Genomic DNA, 18,182 nt, shown 5'->3' with positions numbered 1-18,182 from the left:
TGAAATTCTTGCAATAAAATATCAACGGCGCGCACTTTTTGGCCTGAAAGCAGTTACAACGGTTTCATTCGTTTCCACATAAGGGCCATCCAGCAGTTGGATACAATAGGGGACGCTGGCGAAAATTCCTGCGACCAATACCTTACCACTTTCGTCTTTCAACCCTTCCAAAGTTTCCGAGATGGCTTTGGGTTGTCCGGGTAGATTAAGAACTAACGCCTGATTACGGATTACGCCTACCTGACGGGACAGAATGGCTGTTGGAACGAATTGAAGACTGATTTGACGCATTTGTTCCCCAAATCCGGGCATTTCACGATCAGCAATTGCGAGTGTTGCATCTGGTGTGACATCGCGGCGTGCTGGCCCTGTTCCCCCGGTAGTTAGTACGAGATGGCATCCCAGCTCATCGACCAATTCACACAATGTTTGCTCAATCAGAATTTGCTCATCAGGAATAAGACGGGTTTCTATGCTAAAAGGTGTGATAATCGCCTTTGCCAGCCATGTTTCCAGTGCGGGCAGCCCCTTGTCCTGATAAATACCATTGGAAGCCCGATCGGAAACGGACACGAGACCAATGCGTAATACGTTCATACGAACCTCAATTAATGATAAAAATAGAGAAAATGTTATTGATGAAATGAAAAACAAAAGGCGACTCATTATGTCGCCTTGGTATAAGAAAAAATAGCGTCTCGTTTGAAATTACAGCAGATCAGCGATCATGCTCTCAAGTTTGCCTTGGTCTACAGCAAACTTACGGATACCTTCCGCCAGTTTTTCAGTTGCCATGGCATCTTGATGGTGGTTCCAGTAGAACTCAGCTTCAGTTAATGGTTCCGGGCGTGCTTTAATTTCGCCTTCATAACCCAGCTTGCGCTCAATTTCACCTTTTGCTTCAGATAGTTCTTTCAGCAATGCAGGAGAGATGGTCAGTCGGTCACAGCCAGCCAGTTCCAGAATTTCACCAGAGTTACGGAAACTTGCACCCATTACAACCGTGTTATAACCGTGCTCTTTATAGTATTGGTAAATTTCAGAAACAGAAACTACACCTGGATCTTCATGCGGTGCGAATTCTTTCTTGTCGCCATTTGCTTTGTGCCAGTCAAGGATACGACCAACAAATGGAGAAATCAGGTAGACACCGGCTTCTGCACAAGCACGCGCCTGGGCAAAGGAGAACAGCAGGGTCAGGTTACAGTTGATACCTTCTTTTTCCAATTGTTCCGCAGCACGGATGCCCTGCCATGTAGAAGCCAGTTTGATCAGGATGCGGTCATTACTGATGCCTGCTTCGTTGTACAGTTTGATCAGGCGTTTTGCTTTCGCTACGCTTGCTTCGGTGTCATAAGATAGACGAGCATCGACTTCAGTAGAAATACGACCTGGGATCAGTTTCAGAATTTCCAGACCAATGTTAACTGCCAATTTGTCGCCGGCATCGATAATTTGCTGTTCACGGGAATCGCTTTGACCACGCGCCCATTCAACGGCTTCATCAATCAGTTGGCGATATTCTGGGATTTGAGCTGCATTCAAAATCAAAGAAGGGTTGGTGGTCGCATCTTGCGGCTGATACAGTTTCATAGCCGCGATATCCCCGGTATCTGCTACTACTGTGGTCAGTTTACGCAGGGAAGTCAGTTTATCGGTCATGTTTAATATCTCATCGTTATACGTAAAATCTTTGGCAACATTGCCTCGCCATTCCGTGATAATAACATGGTCAAGCGCGGCTGTAAGGTAGGAAAATCCTATCGCTGAGATTCTCCTCTTTCCGTTCTTTTTTGCTAAAGTGGAGAAAGTCTGGATTATTAGGAAAAAAATGATGCTTATTACTATTTCACCTGCAAAAACACTCGATTATGTAAGCCCACTCGCAACAGAAAAATATAGCCAGCCGGAATTACTGGGAGAATCTCAGCAATTGATTGAGGTTTGCCGCACTTTAACTCCTGCACAAATTGGCAGCCTGATGAGCATTAGTGATAAGTTGGCGGGCCTGAATGCTGCCCGTTTTGGTGAGTGGCAGCCAAATTTCACACCAGAAAATGCCCGTCAGGCAATTTTAGCGTTTAAAGGTGATGTCTATACCGGTATGCAGGCCGAAACTTTCTCAGCGAATGATTTTGAATTTGCCCAGACGCATTTGAGAATTTTGTCCGGTTTGTATGGCGTTTTACGTCCTCTCGATTTGATGCAGCCTTATCGCTTGGAAATGGGAATTAAACTGGAAAATTCGCGCGGTAAAGATCTGTATAAATTTTGGGGGGATCGTATCACTGATCAATTAAATGCTTCATTGGAACAACAAGGCGATGAAGTTCTGGTCAATCTGGCATCAGATGAATATTTCAAATCGGTGAATACCAAAAAACTGGCAGCCAGAATTATTAAGCCTGTTTTTCTGGATGAAAAAAATGGCAAGTACAAAGTCATTAGTTTCTATGCCAAAAAAGCCCGTGGGTTGATGAGCCGCTTTATTATTCAGAATCAATTGACTGATCCTGCTCGGCTGGTGGAGTTCAATCTGGAAGGATACGCTTTTGATGAATCCCTTTCTAAAGGGAATGAGCTGGTGTTTAAGCGCCCGGAGCAGAACTAATTACTCCTATTAATTACCCCTATATTATGCTGCTGTGTTTTTGAATTTATTTGAACAATTGATATAACGTTCAGGTTTCAGTTGTCAGATTCACGGCAGCATTTTCAACTATCTAATTTGACCTTATTTAATATTTTGTATCTTCTATTGATATTTAAAGCGTGTCATTAAGTTAATTGATCTGTTTAATCAAAAACAGATTGTATCAAACTTATTAATTGGATTTGTATCTGAGCTGTTATTTCTTTTCCTTTGCTTTTAATAAATACGTCATCAAAATAACATTCAATTGATTGATTTAATATTATCCTGTAACCTGCCTCCAATTAACAACTTTGGAGTTTTCTATGTCTGTTTCAAATGTCATGCAGTCAAAGATCCCCATTGCGGTTTATCTTCTGGGTTTTAGTTTATTCGCGATGGGAAGTTCGGAATTTTTAATCTCGGGTGTGTTGCCGAAGATTGCTGAGGATTTGCAAATTTCTTTACCATCTGCGGGCATGCTAATTTCGGCTTTTGCTGTTGGTGTTTTTCTTGGTGCACCACCATTGGCTGTGGTAACACTGCGCTGGCCGAGGCGTGCAACTTTGTTGGTAAGTCAGGCATTATTTGTTGCAGCTACTGCCATTGGAATGCTTGTACCGGATTACTGGTCATTGTTGGTTGCCCGTATTGTGAGTGGTGTGGCTTACGCTGGGTTTTGGGCGGTTGCAGCGACGACAGCAGTTAATCTGGTGACTCAGGATCGTACCGCAAGGGCACTGTCTATTGTGGTGAGCGGGCTAAGTTTGGCAATGGTGATTGGAGGGCCGTTGGGAACCATGATCAGTGACATGGCAGGGTGGCGCGCCGGTTTTTGGGCTGTAGCGGCTGCGACATCAGTTATTGCGTTTGCTCTGTGGTTCATGTTGCCTGATATACAGAGAAGTAAGGATCAGGAGCCTGTATTACATACTGAATTAAAAGTCATGGCTCAACCTAAACTATGGATTGCCTATGGTACAACCATAATGACAACAGCAGCTTACATGGCGATATTTGGTTTTTTGGGCGCATTGCTTATTGATGTCAGTAAATTAGCTGTTATTTGGCTTCCGGCAGTTCTTTCCCTTTTTGGTATCGGGGCTTTTATCGGGTTGACTATTGGTGGGCGGACAGCCGATAAGTATCCATTCAGGACGCTGATTATTGGAACACTTGGCGTGATGATTATCTCTGTCGCATTGGCCTTGGGAGCAGAAAACTTGATGGCCACAATTTGTTTGGTGTTTATACTCGGCATATTTGGCTTTGTTGTTAACCCTGCGGTCATGAGCCGGATTTACACAATTGCAGCCGATGCGCCGACATTAGCTGGCGCAACCAATGTCTCCGCTTTTCAACTCGGAATTACATTAGCGCCCTTTTTCGCCGGATTATCTATTGGAGCCGGTTATGGGTTATCGTCTGTAGGCTGGGTTGGTGCATTACTTGCGGTGATGGCTCTTGTTCCAATTTTGTTTGATGCCTATTTGCATCGTAAGAAGTCATAGAATTTATCCATGTCACTCCAACAGGAATGCTGGAGTGACAAAAAGGGTGTTATTTCGGTGCTCTTTCCATCAAAAATTCACGCAGGGTAGCAAAGTCCGCAGGCATAAAGTGGGATAACAAGTCCATATCCGCACGTTCAGCCAGCTCTTGTGGCAATGGTAATGTCTGGCCGAGGGTCGCTTCGACGCTTTCTTTGAATTTCGCGGGATGTGCAGTACCCAAGAATAAGCCGTATTCTCCTTCCTGCAATTGATCACGCAGGACACGGTAAGCGACGGCAGCATGCGGCTCAGAAATGTAGCCTTTTTCCGCGAGTTCGCGCATGGTGCTCTGGGTGGTTTTGTCATCCACCACACCGTTAGCCAGGTCACTCAGTACCCAGCCTTTACGCTTGAACAGTTCTTCAATACGTGGCCAGTTATTGGGCTGGCTGACATCCATTGCATTGGAAAGTGTTGCAATGGTTTGGTGCGGTTGCCATGTGCCTTCTGCCAAATAACGGGGAACAGTGTCATTAACGTTGGTTGCCGCGATAAAACGTTTTACGGGTAGCCCTAACGATTTTGCCAGCAACCCTGCGGTTAAATTGCCGAAATTACCGCTTGGCACGGAAATGACTAATTGTTCACGCTTCTCCGCAGGGATTTGGGCAACTGCTTCAAAATAATAACAGATTTGAGCCAACAAACGGCTGATATTAATGGAGTTGGCTGAATTGAGATGCAGGGCATGTTTCAGTTCTTCATCATCAAAAGCCTGTTTGACTAATGCCTGACAAGCGTCGAAATCGCTTTTGATGGCAACCGTGTGAATATTGTTGCCTAGCGTACAGAAAAGTTTTTCCTGTAATGGGCTAATTTTGCCTTCAGGATAAAGGATCACGACCTGAACATTATCCAGACCATAGAAAGCATGGGCAACGGCAGCACCGGTATCACCGGATGTGGCAGTCAAAATAGTGACAGGCTGTTCTCCTGCAATTTGTGCAAGAATTTGTGCCATGAAACGACCGCCAAAATCTTTGAAGGCCAGCGTTGGCCCATGATATAGCTCCAGTGAAGCGATATCATCTTCAACATTTGTTACCGGGGCAGGGAAGGCAAAGGCATTTTTAACCCGGGCAGCCAATTGCTCTGCCGGGATCTCGTCACCAATAAACGCCGCCAGAATTCGTTGGCTACGGCTGATAAAATCTAATTTTAATAATTCGTTGATCTCATCACGGCTGAATTCCGGTAAATCCTGTGGAAAAAAGAGCCCTTGCTGTTTGCCCAATCCCTGCTTTACCGCCTGTGAAAAACTAACCTGCTCGCTGCTGTCTTTTAAGTTATATAGTTTCATGGTTACTCTACCTGTCGTGCGCCTGCGAGATCCAGACGGCAAATATGGACAAAACCTTCATGATTCTGTACGTAATGTTGTTGCAGCCACTGAGCGACGGCCTCTGCTACTGCCATTTCATGACAAACCGCAAAGAGTGTGGGACCTGAACCGGAAATACTGCATGCCAGTGCGCCCAACTTTTTGACTGCTTCGCGTGCATTGGCAAAACCGGGCAAGAGTTGAGTACGATACGGCTCTGCAACAACATCTTTTATCAATTTGGCAGCCAGATCCGATTGCTGGGTATGGCAGGCATGAATGAAACCGGCAAAATAACGGCCGTGATCAATGATGTCCTTGCGGGAGTAATGCTGCGGCAGGATCGCTCTGGCTTCTGACGTGGAAACTTTGATGCCGGGATAAGCCATTACCCATAACCAATTATCAAACGCAGGCACTGTCTGGCAAAGAGGTTCATCCTGAGACAATATCAGCTGTAATCCCCCCAAATAGCAGGGAGCGACATTATCGTAGTGAACACCGCCAGAAATGCGTCCTTCTAATTCTCCCATCATGCCCAGCAATTGGTTGCGGCTAAATGGACGGCCTTCATATTCATTCAAGGCCACCAAACTGGCGACCACAGAACAGGCACTGGAACCTAATCCTGAACCAATCGGCATGTTTTTCTCTAATGTCATAGCAACGGGGAGTTCTTTTCCCAACCGTTGACAAAAAAGCTGCCAGCATTGGTAGACAATATTATGTTTTGGATCGGCAGGTAGTTTGCCGACAAATCGTCCCTTATTATTCAGACTGAAACTTTCAGCTTTACTTACGGAGACACAATCTCCAAGCAATGAGCCATCAACGGGAGAAACCGCTGCGCCGAGCACATCAAATCCGACGCCAACGTTCCCGATAGAGGCAGGCGCATAAACCCTGACAACCATTAAACCCCCAATTTCCATGACAGAGTGCGTAATATATCAGCAAAAACCCCTGCTGCCGTCACATCATTCCCTGCACCATAACCACGCAATACCAGCGGTATGGGTTGATAATAACGGGTATAGAAAGCCAGTGCGTTTTCACCATTTTTGACTTTATAGAGCGGATCGTTGCCATCAACGGCGACAATTTTCACCTTACAACGGTCTTGTTCGATGATGCCAACATAACGCAAAACCTTTCCTTGTTCTGCTGCATCTGCCGCACGTTGGCTGAATTCCTGATCCAACAGCGGTAAATGTTTCAGGAACTCATCGACATTGCCACTGGAATCGAATGAATCTGGCAATACGGGTTCAACATGGATATCTTCCAGCTCCATTTCATAACCTGCCTCACGTGCCAGAATCAGCAGCTTGCGGGCAACATCCATGCCGGAGAGATCGTCTCGTGGGTCTGGTTCTGTAAAGCCTTTTTCTTTCGCCAGCAGGGTGGCCTGTGAAAGTGTCATACCTTCATCCAGCATACCGAAGATGTAGGAAAGAGAACCAGAGAGAATGCCGTTGAATTGGACTAATTCATCACCTGCATTGAGCAGATTCTGTAAGTTTTCAATAACAGGCAACCCGGCACCTACGTTGGTGTCATACAGGAATTTGCGCTTTGATTTTCCTGCGGCCTGACGGATTTGGCGGTAATAGTCCATCGACAGGGTATTGGCTTTTTTATTCGGTGTGACAACGTTAAAGCCGTCACTGAGGAAGCTGGCATATTGCTCTGCAATGGCTTGATTGGATGTACAGTCCACAATGACCGGATTCAGCAAATGATACTCTTTTTCAAGGCGGATCAATCGGCTCAGGCTGAAAGGTTCAGTCGCCTCTGATAGTGCCTGTTGCCAATTATCCAGACAAATTCCTTGCATGTCGGTTAACAAGGCCCGGGAATTGGCAATACCACAAACCCGTAATTCAATCTGTTTTTGTTTGAGCCATGTTTGCTGGCGGCGGATTTGTTCTATTAACGCATTGCCTACACCCCCCACGCCGACAACGAAGACTTCAACCACTTGCGCGGTGTTGAACAGCATTTGGTGACAGAGCCGAACCGCAGTCGTTGCCGCATTATTCTCAATAACAGCGGAAATGGAACGCTCAGAAGATCCCTGTGCAATAGCAATAATGTTGATATTAGCGCGTGTCAATGCAGAGAAGAAACGGGCAGAAATACCCCGCTGCGTGCGCATGCCATCTCCAACCACAGAGATAATGGCAAGGTTATCCATTACGTCAATCGGATCAAGCACTCCATCTTTCAATTCCAGATAAAACTCTTCCGTTAATGCTTTTTGCGCCTTCTCCAGCTCTTTTTGCGGTACACAGAAACTGATGCTGTACTCCGACGAAGACTGTGTGATCAACACGACGGAAATGCCTTTGCGAGACATAACGGAAAAGACCCGTGCTGCCATCCCAACCATGCCTTTCATACCGGGACCGGAAACGTTGAACATTGCCATGTGGTCAAGATTAGTGATGCCCTTAATCGGCATGCTCTCGTCTTTTTGATCACCATTGATGCGTTCATTGCCAATGAAAGTACCCATCGCATCAGGATTGGTCGTATTTTTGATCAGGCAAGGAATTTGAAATTGGGCGATAGGCGCAATGGTACGGGGATGAAGGACTTTTGCACCAAAATATGAGAGTTCCATCGCTTCTTGGTATGACATACTTTTCAGCAGGCGGGCATCAGCAACCGCTCTTGGGTCGCAAGTATAAACGCCATCTACGTCAGTCCAAATTTCGCAGCAGTCTGCCTGTAAACATGCCGCCAGCACTGCGGCTGAATAGTCAGAGCCGTTGCGCCCCAATACCACCAATTCACCGTTTTCATTGCCAGCGGTGAAACCTGCCATCAGGATAATATGGTCAGAAGGAATGTTAAGTTCCGCAATCCTTCTGGAAGACTCAGGAATATCAACGGTAGATTCAAGATAATGCCCATGTGCCAGGAGGCTTTTGACGGAGTCAATCACAGTCACTTTGTGACCACGGGCCTGTAATACCGCTTCCATGATGGCAATCGATAGTTTTTCGCCACAGCAGATCAGAGATGCGTTAATACTATCAGGGCACTGCCTCAGCAAGGAAATGCCATGCAGGGCTTGTTTCAGATAGGCGAGTTCGCGTTCCACGACACCTTTCAGACGTTCATAAGCAAATCCCGCTTGTTGTTCTTTCAATCCCGACAGCAAATCAGCAAAAATTTGGGTTGCATCGCTAATATTGGAAACAATATCTTGCCCTGCGACCGTTTTTTCAATCATCGCCACGAGGTGGTTGGTAATCTTTGCCGGTGCAGAGAGCACCAGGGCAACTTGCCCAAGGAGTAACTCATTCTCGGCGATATTTGCAACGCTCAGTACACGCTGATGATTTGCAACTGAGGTGCCCCCAAATTTCAGTACTCGCATTAACATTCTTCTCCTGATTTTTGTCCAAAAAAAAGCCCGTATCTTGTGGGATACGGGCTTATTATTGTTTTATGTGTATGCGTCAGCCCGCACCGCAACTCATGGTTCCGGTGGTAATCGTAGTGGTGGTTTTTGTAGTAACCATGTTTTTCGGGCTGTTATGGCGCATAGTTTCCTGTCTGTCTTTTAATTTGTCTGACCCCCTATTGGTTAAATTAAACTGTGGTCAATGTCAAATATTTTTTATGGCGAAAGCAGAAAAAAGCGTCATTTTCCGTACTGTAATTATTCAAAATATGACAAAAGGGACACACCATTATCTGGCAGGACTGGTTATTTTCTAGCATTTAATTTTACAAAAAACATATTTTGTAATTGTTTTATCTTTATGATAAAAACATGTGTGTTTAGACGTTTGAGAGCCGAGCTAACCCCTTCAGGCATTCAGGTTTTCATGATGGTTGTTAACATATTTTATTCAAACCAATAACAAAGGTTCTAAATTAAAATTAACAATTACAATTAATGTTAACGTGCTACAATTGATTTTGATATGTATCAACAAAAGTTAGTTTTTTTAGCAGGCAAATGGATTACTAGCTGTTATATTGCTGTTAATAGACTAATATAGTGCCTTGTTTAAATCGGGTTTTTCGGGTATGTACCCTCCAAAAAAAGCAACGCTCGCTTTTAGCGTAAAACATATCAAAACATTTATTTTTGGCATGAGCTGGTTTTCTGTGAATCAGAACAAGATCAGCATATTTTTTTAATAATAACAGCTTATGTCATACAGATTCTGTTTTTTAGCGATTTTAGGTAGCAACCATGCAAACCCCGCACATTTTGATTGTTGAAGACGAAATTGTCACACGCAATACCCTCAAAAGCATTTTTGAAGCTGAAGGGTATGTCGTTTATGAAGCCACTGACGGCTCAGAAATGCACAACATTCTGTCAGATAACGATATCAATTTAGTGATTATGGATATCAATCTGCCAGGTAAAAATGGGTTACTTCTTGCTCGTGAATTACGTGAGCAGGCCAATGTCGCGCTGATGTTCTTAACAGGCCGTGACAATGAAGTGGATAAAATTCTTGGTCTTGAGATCGGCGCTGATGATTATATCACCAAGCCATTTAACCCACGTGAATTAACCATTCGCGCCCGGAACTTGCTTTCTCGGACAATGAATCTGAGTCATTATTCAGATGATGTGCGTCGTCAAATTGAAAGTTACAAGTTCAATGGGTGGACGCTGGATATCAATAGTCGTTCTTTGGTTAGCCCAATGGGAGATCAGTACAAGCTGCCACGCAGTGAATTCCGTGCGATGCTTCATTTCTGTGAAAATCCAGGAAAAATTCAGACCCGTGCAGAATTGCTGAAAAAAATGACGGGCCGTGAACTGAAACCTCACGATCGTACTGTTGATGTCACTATCCGCCGTATTCGTAAACATTTCGAATCGATCCCGGACACCCCGGAAATTATTGCGACCATCCACGGTGAAGGTTACCGTTTCTGCGGTGATTTAGAAGATTAATCAATACCGCCATAGGTATTGTGCTGTATTTGTCAAAAAGCCCCGTATGTCTTATGGCATCAGGGCTTTTCTTTTTGGCTGTTGCCTGATTTGTGGAGTACTTATTCTTTCCACGGCATGATCGGCACGGCGCTGATTGCATTCTTGGGAGAACCATCGATCACTTTGTCAGAGTAAGTTAAATAAATCAGTGTATTACGTGTAGGATCATAGAAGCGCACAACCTGAAGTTTTTTAAATACTAAAGAAGTACGTTTCTGGAAGACAACTTGTCCTTTCTTGGGCGATTTCTTTATCTTCTCTGCCAATTCAATCGGGCCAACCTGTTGACAGGATATAGCTGCATCAGATGTATCTTCAGCCAATCCCAGCCCGCCTTTAATTCCCCCTGTTTTAGCTCGGCTCAGATAACAGGTAACATTTTTAACATCAGGGTCATCAAAGGCCTCTATCACTATTTTGTTATCAGGGCCAAAAAGCTTGAACACGGTATCGACAGAACCGATCTCTTCAGCATGCAGAACTACAGGAGAAAAGAGTAAGGCAGCCGCTATCACTATTTTCTTCATTGTTACCATATTTAGTCCATTTGAATTAAATAAATGCAGTGAAAATATCTACCATTAACATATAATGTAAATCAATAGTTCTAATGTAATCATTTTCACCATGAATGCACTTGTAATAAAAAATCATGGCATTATAGCTGAATATGCACTCAAAACGAGCCGATTGTGGTTTTTTAATCCCCCTCTGTTGGCTGCGTGTCTTTCTTAAATACTCTTAAAATAGAGATAATTTTTAGAAATTCCCCATAGTTGCTGAGGCTAACAGGACATCCAGTCAATTGGTTGTCGATTTATTTTTTATTTAAGTTCATAGTGTTACCTAATCCATCAAGACAGTGCTTGACATATTATCACGTCTGCCATTAATTTATTCCAAGTTTAAACTTGTTTAATTTTGTTGGTGATTTATTTGAAGCATAAGTGTAGCAACGATCGTGCCCTGTCTGAACGGTAGGTAAGCAGTATCCTAAAAATATGTTGTTATCGTTGGGGAAATATAAATATTGGTTATAAATAAGACTACGGAATATATACATTCGGAAAAATATTTTGGTTTTCAGGCTAATAAGTAAGTTGTTTTACATTTATATGATTTTCTTTTTGTCTTAATGACTTAGGGAGATGTATGGATCAAACCAACATCATTCGGGATTTGCTGCATTGGGTAGATAATAACTTAGATCGTCCATTGTCCCTTGATAATGTTGCAGCAAAAGCGGGTTACTCCAAGTGGCATTTACAGCGTATGTTCAAGGATGTGACTGGTCAGGCAATTGGCTCCTATATCCGCGCAAGGCGATTGTCCAGAGCTGCTGTTGCATTACGTTTAACCAGCCGCCCTATTTTGGATATCGCTTTGCAGTATCGCTTTGATTCTCAGCAAACTTTTACCAGAGCTTTCAAAAAACAGTTTGATCGAACGCCAGCATCTTACCGCCGAAGCGACGAGTGGTATGCCAAGGGAATATGCCCGCCTATTTTGTTGGATAATAAACCGCTGCCGGCACACAAATTCGTTACATTGGAAGATAAACTGCTTATTGGTACTGAGCATACGTGTAGCTATGTGCTTGAGCAGTGGTCTGAAGCTTGCAAAAATATGCGTTATAACTTTTGGATTAACTATTTACAGGACGCTGAAGTATTACCACCCAGACTTTATGGGCTGCACCATACTAAGCCTAGTGTGGAGCATGAGGAAGAACAGACCGTTTTCTATACCACTGCGATAGAGCCTGAATACGCTACCTTTGATACCAAAGGCAGTAGCCCGGTTATCCTGCCCGGCGGAGATTATATTTCGTTCAGTTATTTTGGTGATAAAGAGCAATTACAAGAGTTTCTCTTTACGATTTATGGCATTTGTCTGCCTGTATTAAACATCACTCGCAGAAAGGGATACGATGTCGAGCGATATTACCTCACTAACCTTGAATGGAAAAATCTTGGGAATGAGTCTCAAAACCATGTTGTGGAATTTGAGTATCTCATCCCAATTGAGCGTTAACCCTGTAATTCATCCAAGGCGGGCATATCCAGATGCGTAATATCGCCCGCCGTTTCAACAATCCAGCCCGAAGCAAGCCATGGGCTATCCTGATAATCTACCCGTGAGATAGAGCAGTTTCTTAGCCTCAGACGACGTTCTGAATTGGCCGGAAGGCCCAAAATTGAACAGACTAAACTAACCAGTGCTATGCCATGACTCACCAGTAAAGGGCGGCTTCCTGCGGGCAGATTGAGGCAACTTTCTAATGCAGCCCGCATACGCACAGATAATTCATTCATCGATTCACCTTCTGGGATCCGCCCATTTGGTGTACCATCGACAAGACTTTTACGCCAGAATTCTTCTTCCGGTGTGAGGGAATTCAGTTCGCGGTTTTCCAGCACTCCCATATGTAACTCGCGCAAACGCGGTTCCAATATGATGTCGCACCCACAGGCTTTAGCGATGATTTCTGCGGTTTGTCGTGTTCGGCCAAGGTCACTGGTGATAACATGAGTAATGTTTTCTGATTTGACTCTCTGTGCGACCAGATGAGCCTGACGCCGACCAATTTCAGTCAAAGGACTGTCGGATTGCCCCTGAATACGACGGGCCACGTTCCATTCGGTTTCGCCATGACGAACAAGATAGACCTGTAACATAGTTATTTTCCGTTATACTGCATCATGAAATAATTCAAAGGATAATTTATTTATTATGTACCACGTTATTGCAGCAACAACTAACCCTGCGAAAATAAAAGCGATTAGCCTTGCATTCGATGATGTTTTTGGCCCAGGTACTTACCGTATAGAAGATGTCAATGTAGACAGTAGTGTACCTCAACAACCTATTGGCAATACTGAAACCCGTACAGGCGCCCGTCATCGAGTTATGGCCGCCCGTCAGGTTCGGCCTGAAGCTGATTTTTGGGTTGGGGTTGAAGCTGGAATTGAAGATGACATGACGTTTGCCTGGATGGTGGTTGAGCACAAACAAATTCGGGGAGAATCGCGTTCTGCCAGTCTGATGCTGCCTGAAAAAGTACTGGAAGGCATTCGTGAAGGACGCGAACTTGGTCACGAAATGGCTGACGTAGCAGGCATTGATAATATTAAGCAGAAAGGTGGTGCAATTGGATTTTTCACCAACGGTATTTTGACTCGCACCAGTGTGTATCATCAGGCTCTGATACTGGCTCTTGTACCTATCCATCATGAAATTTACAAAGAGTTAAATAACTAGTCTTAACAGTGTGTTATATTTCACGGCACTGTTTCCAATAGCATAGCTTTTTCAGGAACATCGCTTTTCCAGAAACAAAGTTTTTTAAGAAATCGCTTTTTCAAAAACATCGCCTTTCCAAAAAATAAGCTGTTTGGGGTCATGGTTAGATGACCCCGAATAACGTTTGTCCTGCTATCTTACACTGGCTATTTTGATAAATTAATAGTGGTTATTTTAACAACTGCATTTCCAGCCACTCTTTAACATGAGCTGGCGCTGCTTTTAAGCTGTTGGAACCACGCGTAATGGTGGCAATCCCAACACTTAGCTCGTCTTTTAGTTCACGCTGGCTCATTTGCCCACGCATCAATTCCTGAATAATCCGAACCCGGGTTGATAAAGCTGTACGCTCATCGGGGGTCAATAATAGTTGTAAAATAGAATGTTGCAAATTTTGTTCGAATGCTGTTTGTAACAGCCCCACAAAAGTGAGCCAGTCATCACCATCTTCCGGGGAAATAGCCGGATCAATCAAATGATTTTGTGCCATAATTAATTGCCATACTATCTAACTAGTACGGCAGCATATCATATTTGAATTACTTCATAAATTAATAACGTTTTTGCCATTCAGCATCAGTCAGCACGTTCGACATTTTTCCCATAAAATTATGGTAAAACAGATCGTAGGCAAGCACATTTTTGACATAAGAGCGTGTTTCAGAGAAAGGGATGCTCTCAATAAAGGCTATAGGGTCAATGTGTCCGGAAGTATTCGCCAGCCAACGATCAACATTTGTCGGGCCGGCATTATAGGCGGCACTGGCAAGAATACGGTTATTGCCAAAACGCTGGTAAACCGTGTCCAAATAAGCGGTGCCAATTTTAATATTCATGACTGGATTCATTAATTGACGGCTGTTGGCATAGCCTTGAATTTTTTGGCTCTTCACCGTATGTTCGGCGGTTTTTGGCATGATTTGCATTAATCCACTGGCTCCTTTAGAAGAACGTGCTTGTGGATTCCAGGCACTTTCCTGACGGGCAATCGCCATCGCATAACTTTGTGAAATATTTTTGTCTGACGTAAAATTCGCAAACTCGTTTTGCCATGCCAGCGGGAAACGTTCTTCAAGATGATCCCACATTTTTCCCGTAATGGTGGCCTGCACACTCAATCCCGGCCAATGCTGTTCAAACGCATAACGTGCTAATTGCTCCTGCTTCAAGCGATTTTGGGATGAAACCAGGCGAACCCATTCTGAGCGAGCCAAATCATCCATGTTCCAATACAGTAATTCATGGATACGCTTAATTGCAGGCATATTGGCAATAGAAGCATCAGGCCTTTCTGATTTATTGATCATCAAGGGGTAGGAAATATGTAATTTCTGGGCAGCTACCATAGGATAAAAACCACGGTGCTCAGTCAGCTTGCGCAATATCGCATTTCCTTCCGCATTCATCCCTTGGCTGAGCAGGGTCATGGCACTCCAATATTGCCACTCATCTTGCTGCAAACTTGTTTTTGGCAGCAACAAAAGCCATTTCTCAAGATCAGCATAATTATTATCTCGCAATGCCAAACGGGCACGTCGTTCAAGCAATTTAGCAGATTGTGAGTTCTGAATAACCTCATCCCGCCATTTTGCCTGTTCCGGCGTGATATCTCCCATCAATTGCCAGGCTACGATATCTTTTAACTGCTGCCGTTCGGTATCATTCATTTTCTGTGCACGAACAAATGCAGGAATATCAACTCTGGCAAGTTCAGCATCTTTGCGGGCGAAACGCGAAAAGACAGTGATGACAACCGAACGGGTAAAATCTGTTGGTGCCACGGTTGTGGCAAATTGTTCAATCAATACAGGATCTTGTTGCAGTTTGATCAAACGGGAACCTAATTTCTGATAGTCTAATGGCAAGCGTTTGGCAAGATAGGTAACGAGAGCGGTGTTATTTGCCTTCATTGCCAATTCAATACGCTGCAAAATGAGATTTGCAGAGAGATATCCATCGCGCTCCCAAACATCGAACAGCTTATTGCAATTGTCAGGCAATGAATTGCCATTCAGCCAAATCTTTCGGGCACCATTCCATGCAACTTGCTGGTGGCCTGTAGCCCATTGGGCGAAGTAATAATCGCAGCGTCCTGCAATCGAACTTGGGGGATTGGGACTGAAGGCTAAAATGCCGGCCCAGTCACCATTATTAGCCAGCATATCAATAAATCTGGATGACAGTGAATGTGCGGGTGGCAGTGTCGGATGAGCATTAATAAAGTGCTGAACCTGCTGGGGAGTAGCAATTGCCAAATCCTGAGTTAACTGGCGATATTCAAGATAAGGATATAGTGGATAATCTTTTAGCGTGGGCATCAGGCGTGCAACCCCGGCCATATTTTTGTCATCCCATGCCTGTTTTATTTCTTGATAACGCTGGCGCTGAGCATCCAGAGAGCCAGCATGTGCTGCTCCTGCAACAACAGAAACCATACTTACAGCGATTGTAAAATGCTGCCACTTACTCATTGCCACATACCCCTCTGGAAGACTACTATCAGTGCTCAAATGCACAATGCCTAAAGGCATTGCCAAAATATAGTGTAATTATAATCATATTATTGGTGTGATTTATTACAACTGATGAATGTGAAAGGAAATGTTGGATTAACCCTAATTAGGTAACAACACGATACGTAAAATTTAGGGTAAAATACGCTCTCCAAGCCGCATAAGCGCAAATGAATCTCAAAATTTCCTGGTTAATTAAAAGGTAAACTACATTGGCTCAATATGTTTATAGTATGCACAGGGTTGGTAAGATTGTTCCCCCGAAAAGGCATATTCTGAAAAATATCTCTCTAAGTTTTTTCCCCGGAGCAAAAATTGGTGTTCTTGGCCTTAATGGTGCGGGTAAGTCAACCTTGCTGCGCATTATGGCAGGTATTGATAAAGATATTGAGGGCGAAGCTCGCCCACAACCGGGTATTAAAATTGGGTATTTGCCGCAGGAACCTAAACTCAATACTGAACATACTGTGCGTGAAGCAGTGGAAGAAGCCGTCAGCGAAGTTAAAAATGCGCTGACACGCCTTGATGAAGTTTATGCGGCTTATGCTGATCCTGATGCGGATTTCGATAAGCTGGCAAAAGAGCAAGGTGAGCTGGAAGCCATTATCCAATCTCATGACGGGCACAACTTGGATAACCAACTTGAGCGGGCGGCTGATGCTCTGCGTTTGCCTGCTTGGGATGCCAAGATTGAACATCTGTCCGGGGGTGAACGCCGTCGTGTAGCTATCTGCCGCCTGTTGTTGGAAAAACCAGACATGCTGCTGCTCGACGAACCTACTAACCACCTTGATGCTGAATCTGTCGCGTGGCTGGAGCGCTTCCTGCATGATTATGAAGGCACAGTGGTTGCGATTACCCACGACCGTTACTTCCTTGATAACGTTGCAGGCTGGATCTTGGAACTTGACCGTGGTGAAGGTATTCCATGGGAAGGTAACTACTCTTCGTGGCTGGAGCAAAAAGATGCGCGTCTGGCACAGGAAGCCGCTTCAGAAGCGGCTCGCCGCAAATCCATTGAGAAAGAACTTGAATGGGTTCGCCAAAATCCGAAAGGGCGTCAGGCAAAAGGCAAGGCACGTCTGGCTCGCTTTGAAGAACTTAATAACGTTGAATACCAGAAACGTAATGAAACCAGTGAGCTGTTCATTCCACCTGGCCCACGTTTGGGCGACAAAGTGCTGGAAGTTGCCGATCTAACGAAGTCTTATGGTGATCGCGTTCTGATCGATAACTTAAGTTTCTCCCTGCCGAAAGGGGCGATTGTTGGGATCATCGGCCCGAATGGTGCGGGTAAGTCAACATTGTTCCGTATGTTGTCTGGTCAGGAACAGCCTGATTCTGGCTCAATTACACTGGGTGAAACCGTTAAGTTGGCTTCTGTTGATCAGTTCCGTGACAGCATGGATGACAGCAAAACCGTTTGGGAAGAAGTTTCTGGCGGTCAGGACATCATGCGTATCGGCAACTTTGAAATTCCAAGCCGCGCATATGTTGGGCGCTTTAACTTCAAAGGGGTAGATCAGGGCAAGCGTGTCGGTGAGTTGTCTGGTGGTGAGCGTGGTCGTCTGCATTTATCCAAACTGTTACAAGTTGGCGGCAACATGTTACTGCTGGACGAACCAACCAACGATTTGGATATTGAAACACTGCGCGCATTGGAAAACGCCTTGTTGGAATTCCCGGGCTGCGCAATGGTTATTTCCCATGACCGTTGGTTCCTTGACCGTATCGCGACGCACATCATTGACTATCAGGATGAAGGTAAGGTGTCCTTCTTTGAAGGAAACTTCAGCGAATACGAAGATTACAAGAAGCGGACTCTGGGAGCTGAAGCGCTGGAGCCTCACCGCATTAAGTATAAGAAAATCAGCAAATAAGC

15 protein-coding genes and 1 other annotated feature are annotated in these 18,182 nt (G+C 44.5%); of the genes, 6 read left to right on the top strand and 9 right to left on the bottom strand.

All coding sequences use genetic code 11. The features are described from left to right. Window positions 1–21: 21 nt before the first annotated feature. Window positions 22–597: a molybdopterin adenylyltransferase gene (mog, locus tag AAC854_RS00220; RefSeq protein WP_340615356.1), complete on the bottom strand. Its 576-nt coding sequence runs from the start codon at window positions 595–597 to the stop codon at window positions 22–24. 111 nt (window positions 598–708) lie between these two features. Then, complete coding sequence (tal, locus tag AAC854_RS00215; RefSeq protein ID WP_340615355.1) at window positions 709–1,662, bottom strand: transaldolase; 954 nt, start codon at window positions 1,660–1,662, stop codon at window positions 709–711. Between the two features lie 172 nt (window positions 1,663–1,834). Here tal and yaaA point away from each other — a divergent pair, with 172 nt between their 5' ends. After that, window positions 1,835–2,611: a peroxide stress protein YaaA gene (yaaA, locus tag AAC854_RS00210; protein ID WP_340615396.1), complete on the top strand. Its 777-nt coding sequence runs from the start codon at window positions 1,835–1,837 to the stop codon at window positions 2,609–2,611. A 347-nt stretch (window positions 2,612–2,958) separates the two neighbouring features. After that, on the top strand, window positions 2,959–4,143 hold the full coding sequence (locus tag AAC854_RS00205) for a Cmx/CmrA family chloramphenicol efflux MFS transporter (protein ID WP_340615354.1): 1,185 nt from the start codon (window positions 2,959–2,961) through the stop codon (window positions 4,141–4,143). Between the two features lie 49 nt (window positions 4,144–4,192). Here the strand turns inward: AAC854_RS00205 and thrC are convergent, their stop codons facing one another. Genes thrC through thrA form a run of 3 tightly spaced genes read right to left on the bottom strand, consistent with a single transcriptional unit; the run spans window position 4,193 to window position 8,894 of the window. Then, window positions 4,193–5,485, bottom strand: coding sequence for a threonine synthase (thrC, locus tag AAC854_RS00200; protein ID WP_340615353.1), 1,293 nt, complete (start codon window positions 5,483–5,485; stop codon window positions 4,193–4,195). A 2-nt stretch (window positions 5,486–5,487) separates the two neighbouring features. After that, complete coding sequence (thrB, locus tag AAC854_RS00195; protein WP_340615352.1) at window positions 5,488–6,438, bottom strand: homoserine kinase; 951 nt, start codon at window positions 6,436–6,438, stop codon at window positions 5,488–5,490. After that, complete coding sequence (gene thrA, locus AAC854_RS00190; RefSeq protein WP_340615351.1) at window positions 6,420–8,894, bottom strand: bifunctional aspartate kinase/homoserine dehydrogenase I; 2,475 nt, start codon at window positions 8,892–8,894, stop codon at window positions 6,420–6,422. The genes thrB and thrA overlap by 19 nt, the downstream gene beginning before the upstream one ends. Before the next feature lie 25 nt (window positions 8,895–8,919). Beyond that, window positions 8,920–9,039, bottom strand: a sequence feature (Thr leader region). Between the two features lie 683 nt (window positions 9,040–9,722). Between thrA and arcA the strand changes: the two genes are divergently transcribed. Then, window positions 9,723–10,442, top strand: a complete 720-nt coding sequence (gene arcA / locus AAC854_RS00185; protein ID WP_099115120.1) for a two-component system response regulator ArcA — start codon at window positions 9,723–9,725, stop codon at window positions 10,440–10,442. 101 nt (window positions 10,443–10,543) lie between these two features. Here arcA and creA read toward each other — a convergent pair whose 3' ends face one another. Beyond that, window positions 10,544–11,020 (bottom strand): protein CreA, encoded by a 477-nt coding sequence (gene creA, locus AAC854_RS00180; RefSeq protein ID WP_084728597.1) that lies wholly within the window; start codon window positions 11,018–11,020, stop codon window positions 10,544–10,546. Between the two features lie 616 nt (window positions 11,021–11,636). On the opposite strand from creA, the gene robA reads away from it, so the two are divergent. After that, entirely contained in the window at window positions 11,637–12,518 is an 882-nt protein-coding gene (robA, locus tag AAC854_RS00175) for an MDR efflux pump AcrAB transcriptional activator RobA (RefSeq protein WP_340615350.1), read from the top strand. On the opposite strand, the gene gpmB is transcribed toward robA, so the two are convergent. Then, window positions 12,515–13,162 (bottom strand): 2,3-diphosphoglycerate-dependent phosphoglycerate mutase GpmB, encoded by a 648-nt coding sequence (gene gpmB / locus AAC854_RS00170; protein ID WP_340615349.1) that lies wholly within the window; start codon window positions 13,160–13,162, stop codon window positions 12,515–12,517. The genes robA and gpmB overlap by 4 nt on opposite strands. 55 nt (window positions 13,163–13,217) lie before the next feature. Between gpmB and yjjX the strand changes: the two genes are divergently transcribed. Then, window positions 13,218–13,745, top strand: a complete 528-nt coding sequence (gene yjjX, locus AAC854_RS00165) for an inosine/xanthosine triphosphatase (protein ID WP_086111514.1) — start codon at window positions 13,218–13,220, stop codon at window positions 13,743–13,745. Window positions 13,746–13,956: 211 nt separating this feature from the next. Here yjjX and trpR read toward each other — a convergent pair whose 3' ends face one another. Together trpR and sltY are read right to left on the bottom strand one after the other, a co-directional pair. Then, window positions 13,957–14,277, bottom strand: a complete 321-nt coding sequence (gene trpR, locus AAC854_RS00160; RefSeq protein WP_099115124.1) for a trp operon repressor — start codon at window positions 14,275–14,277, stop codon at window positions 13,957–13,959. A 61-nt stretch (window positions 14,278–14,338) separates the two neighbouring features. After that, window positions 14,339–16,258, bottom strand: a complete 1,920-nt coding sequence (gene sltY, locus AAC854_RS00155) for a murein transglycosylase (protein WP_340615348.1) — start codon at window positions 16,256–16,258, stop codon at window positions 14,339–14,341. Between the two features lie 254 nt (window positions 16,259–16,512). On the opposite strand from sltY, the gene ettA reads away from it, so the two are divergent. Continuing rightward, a complete protein-coding gene (gene ettA / locus AAC854_RS00150; protein ID WP_340615347.1) occupies window positions 16,513–18,180 on the top strand; it encodes an energy-dependent translational throttle protein EttA in 1,668 nt (555 codons plus the stop codon). Window positions 18,181–18,182 lie beyond the last annotated feature (2 nt).

The organism is Xenorhabdus entomophaga (assembly GCF_037996725.1).
Taxonomy (GTDB): Bacteria; Pseudomonadota; Gammaproteobacteria; order Enterobacterales; family Enterobacteriaceae; genus Xenorhabdus; species Xenorhabdus khoisanae.
This window is presented reverse-complemented; position numbering and strand designations above follow the sequence as displayed.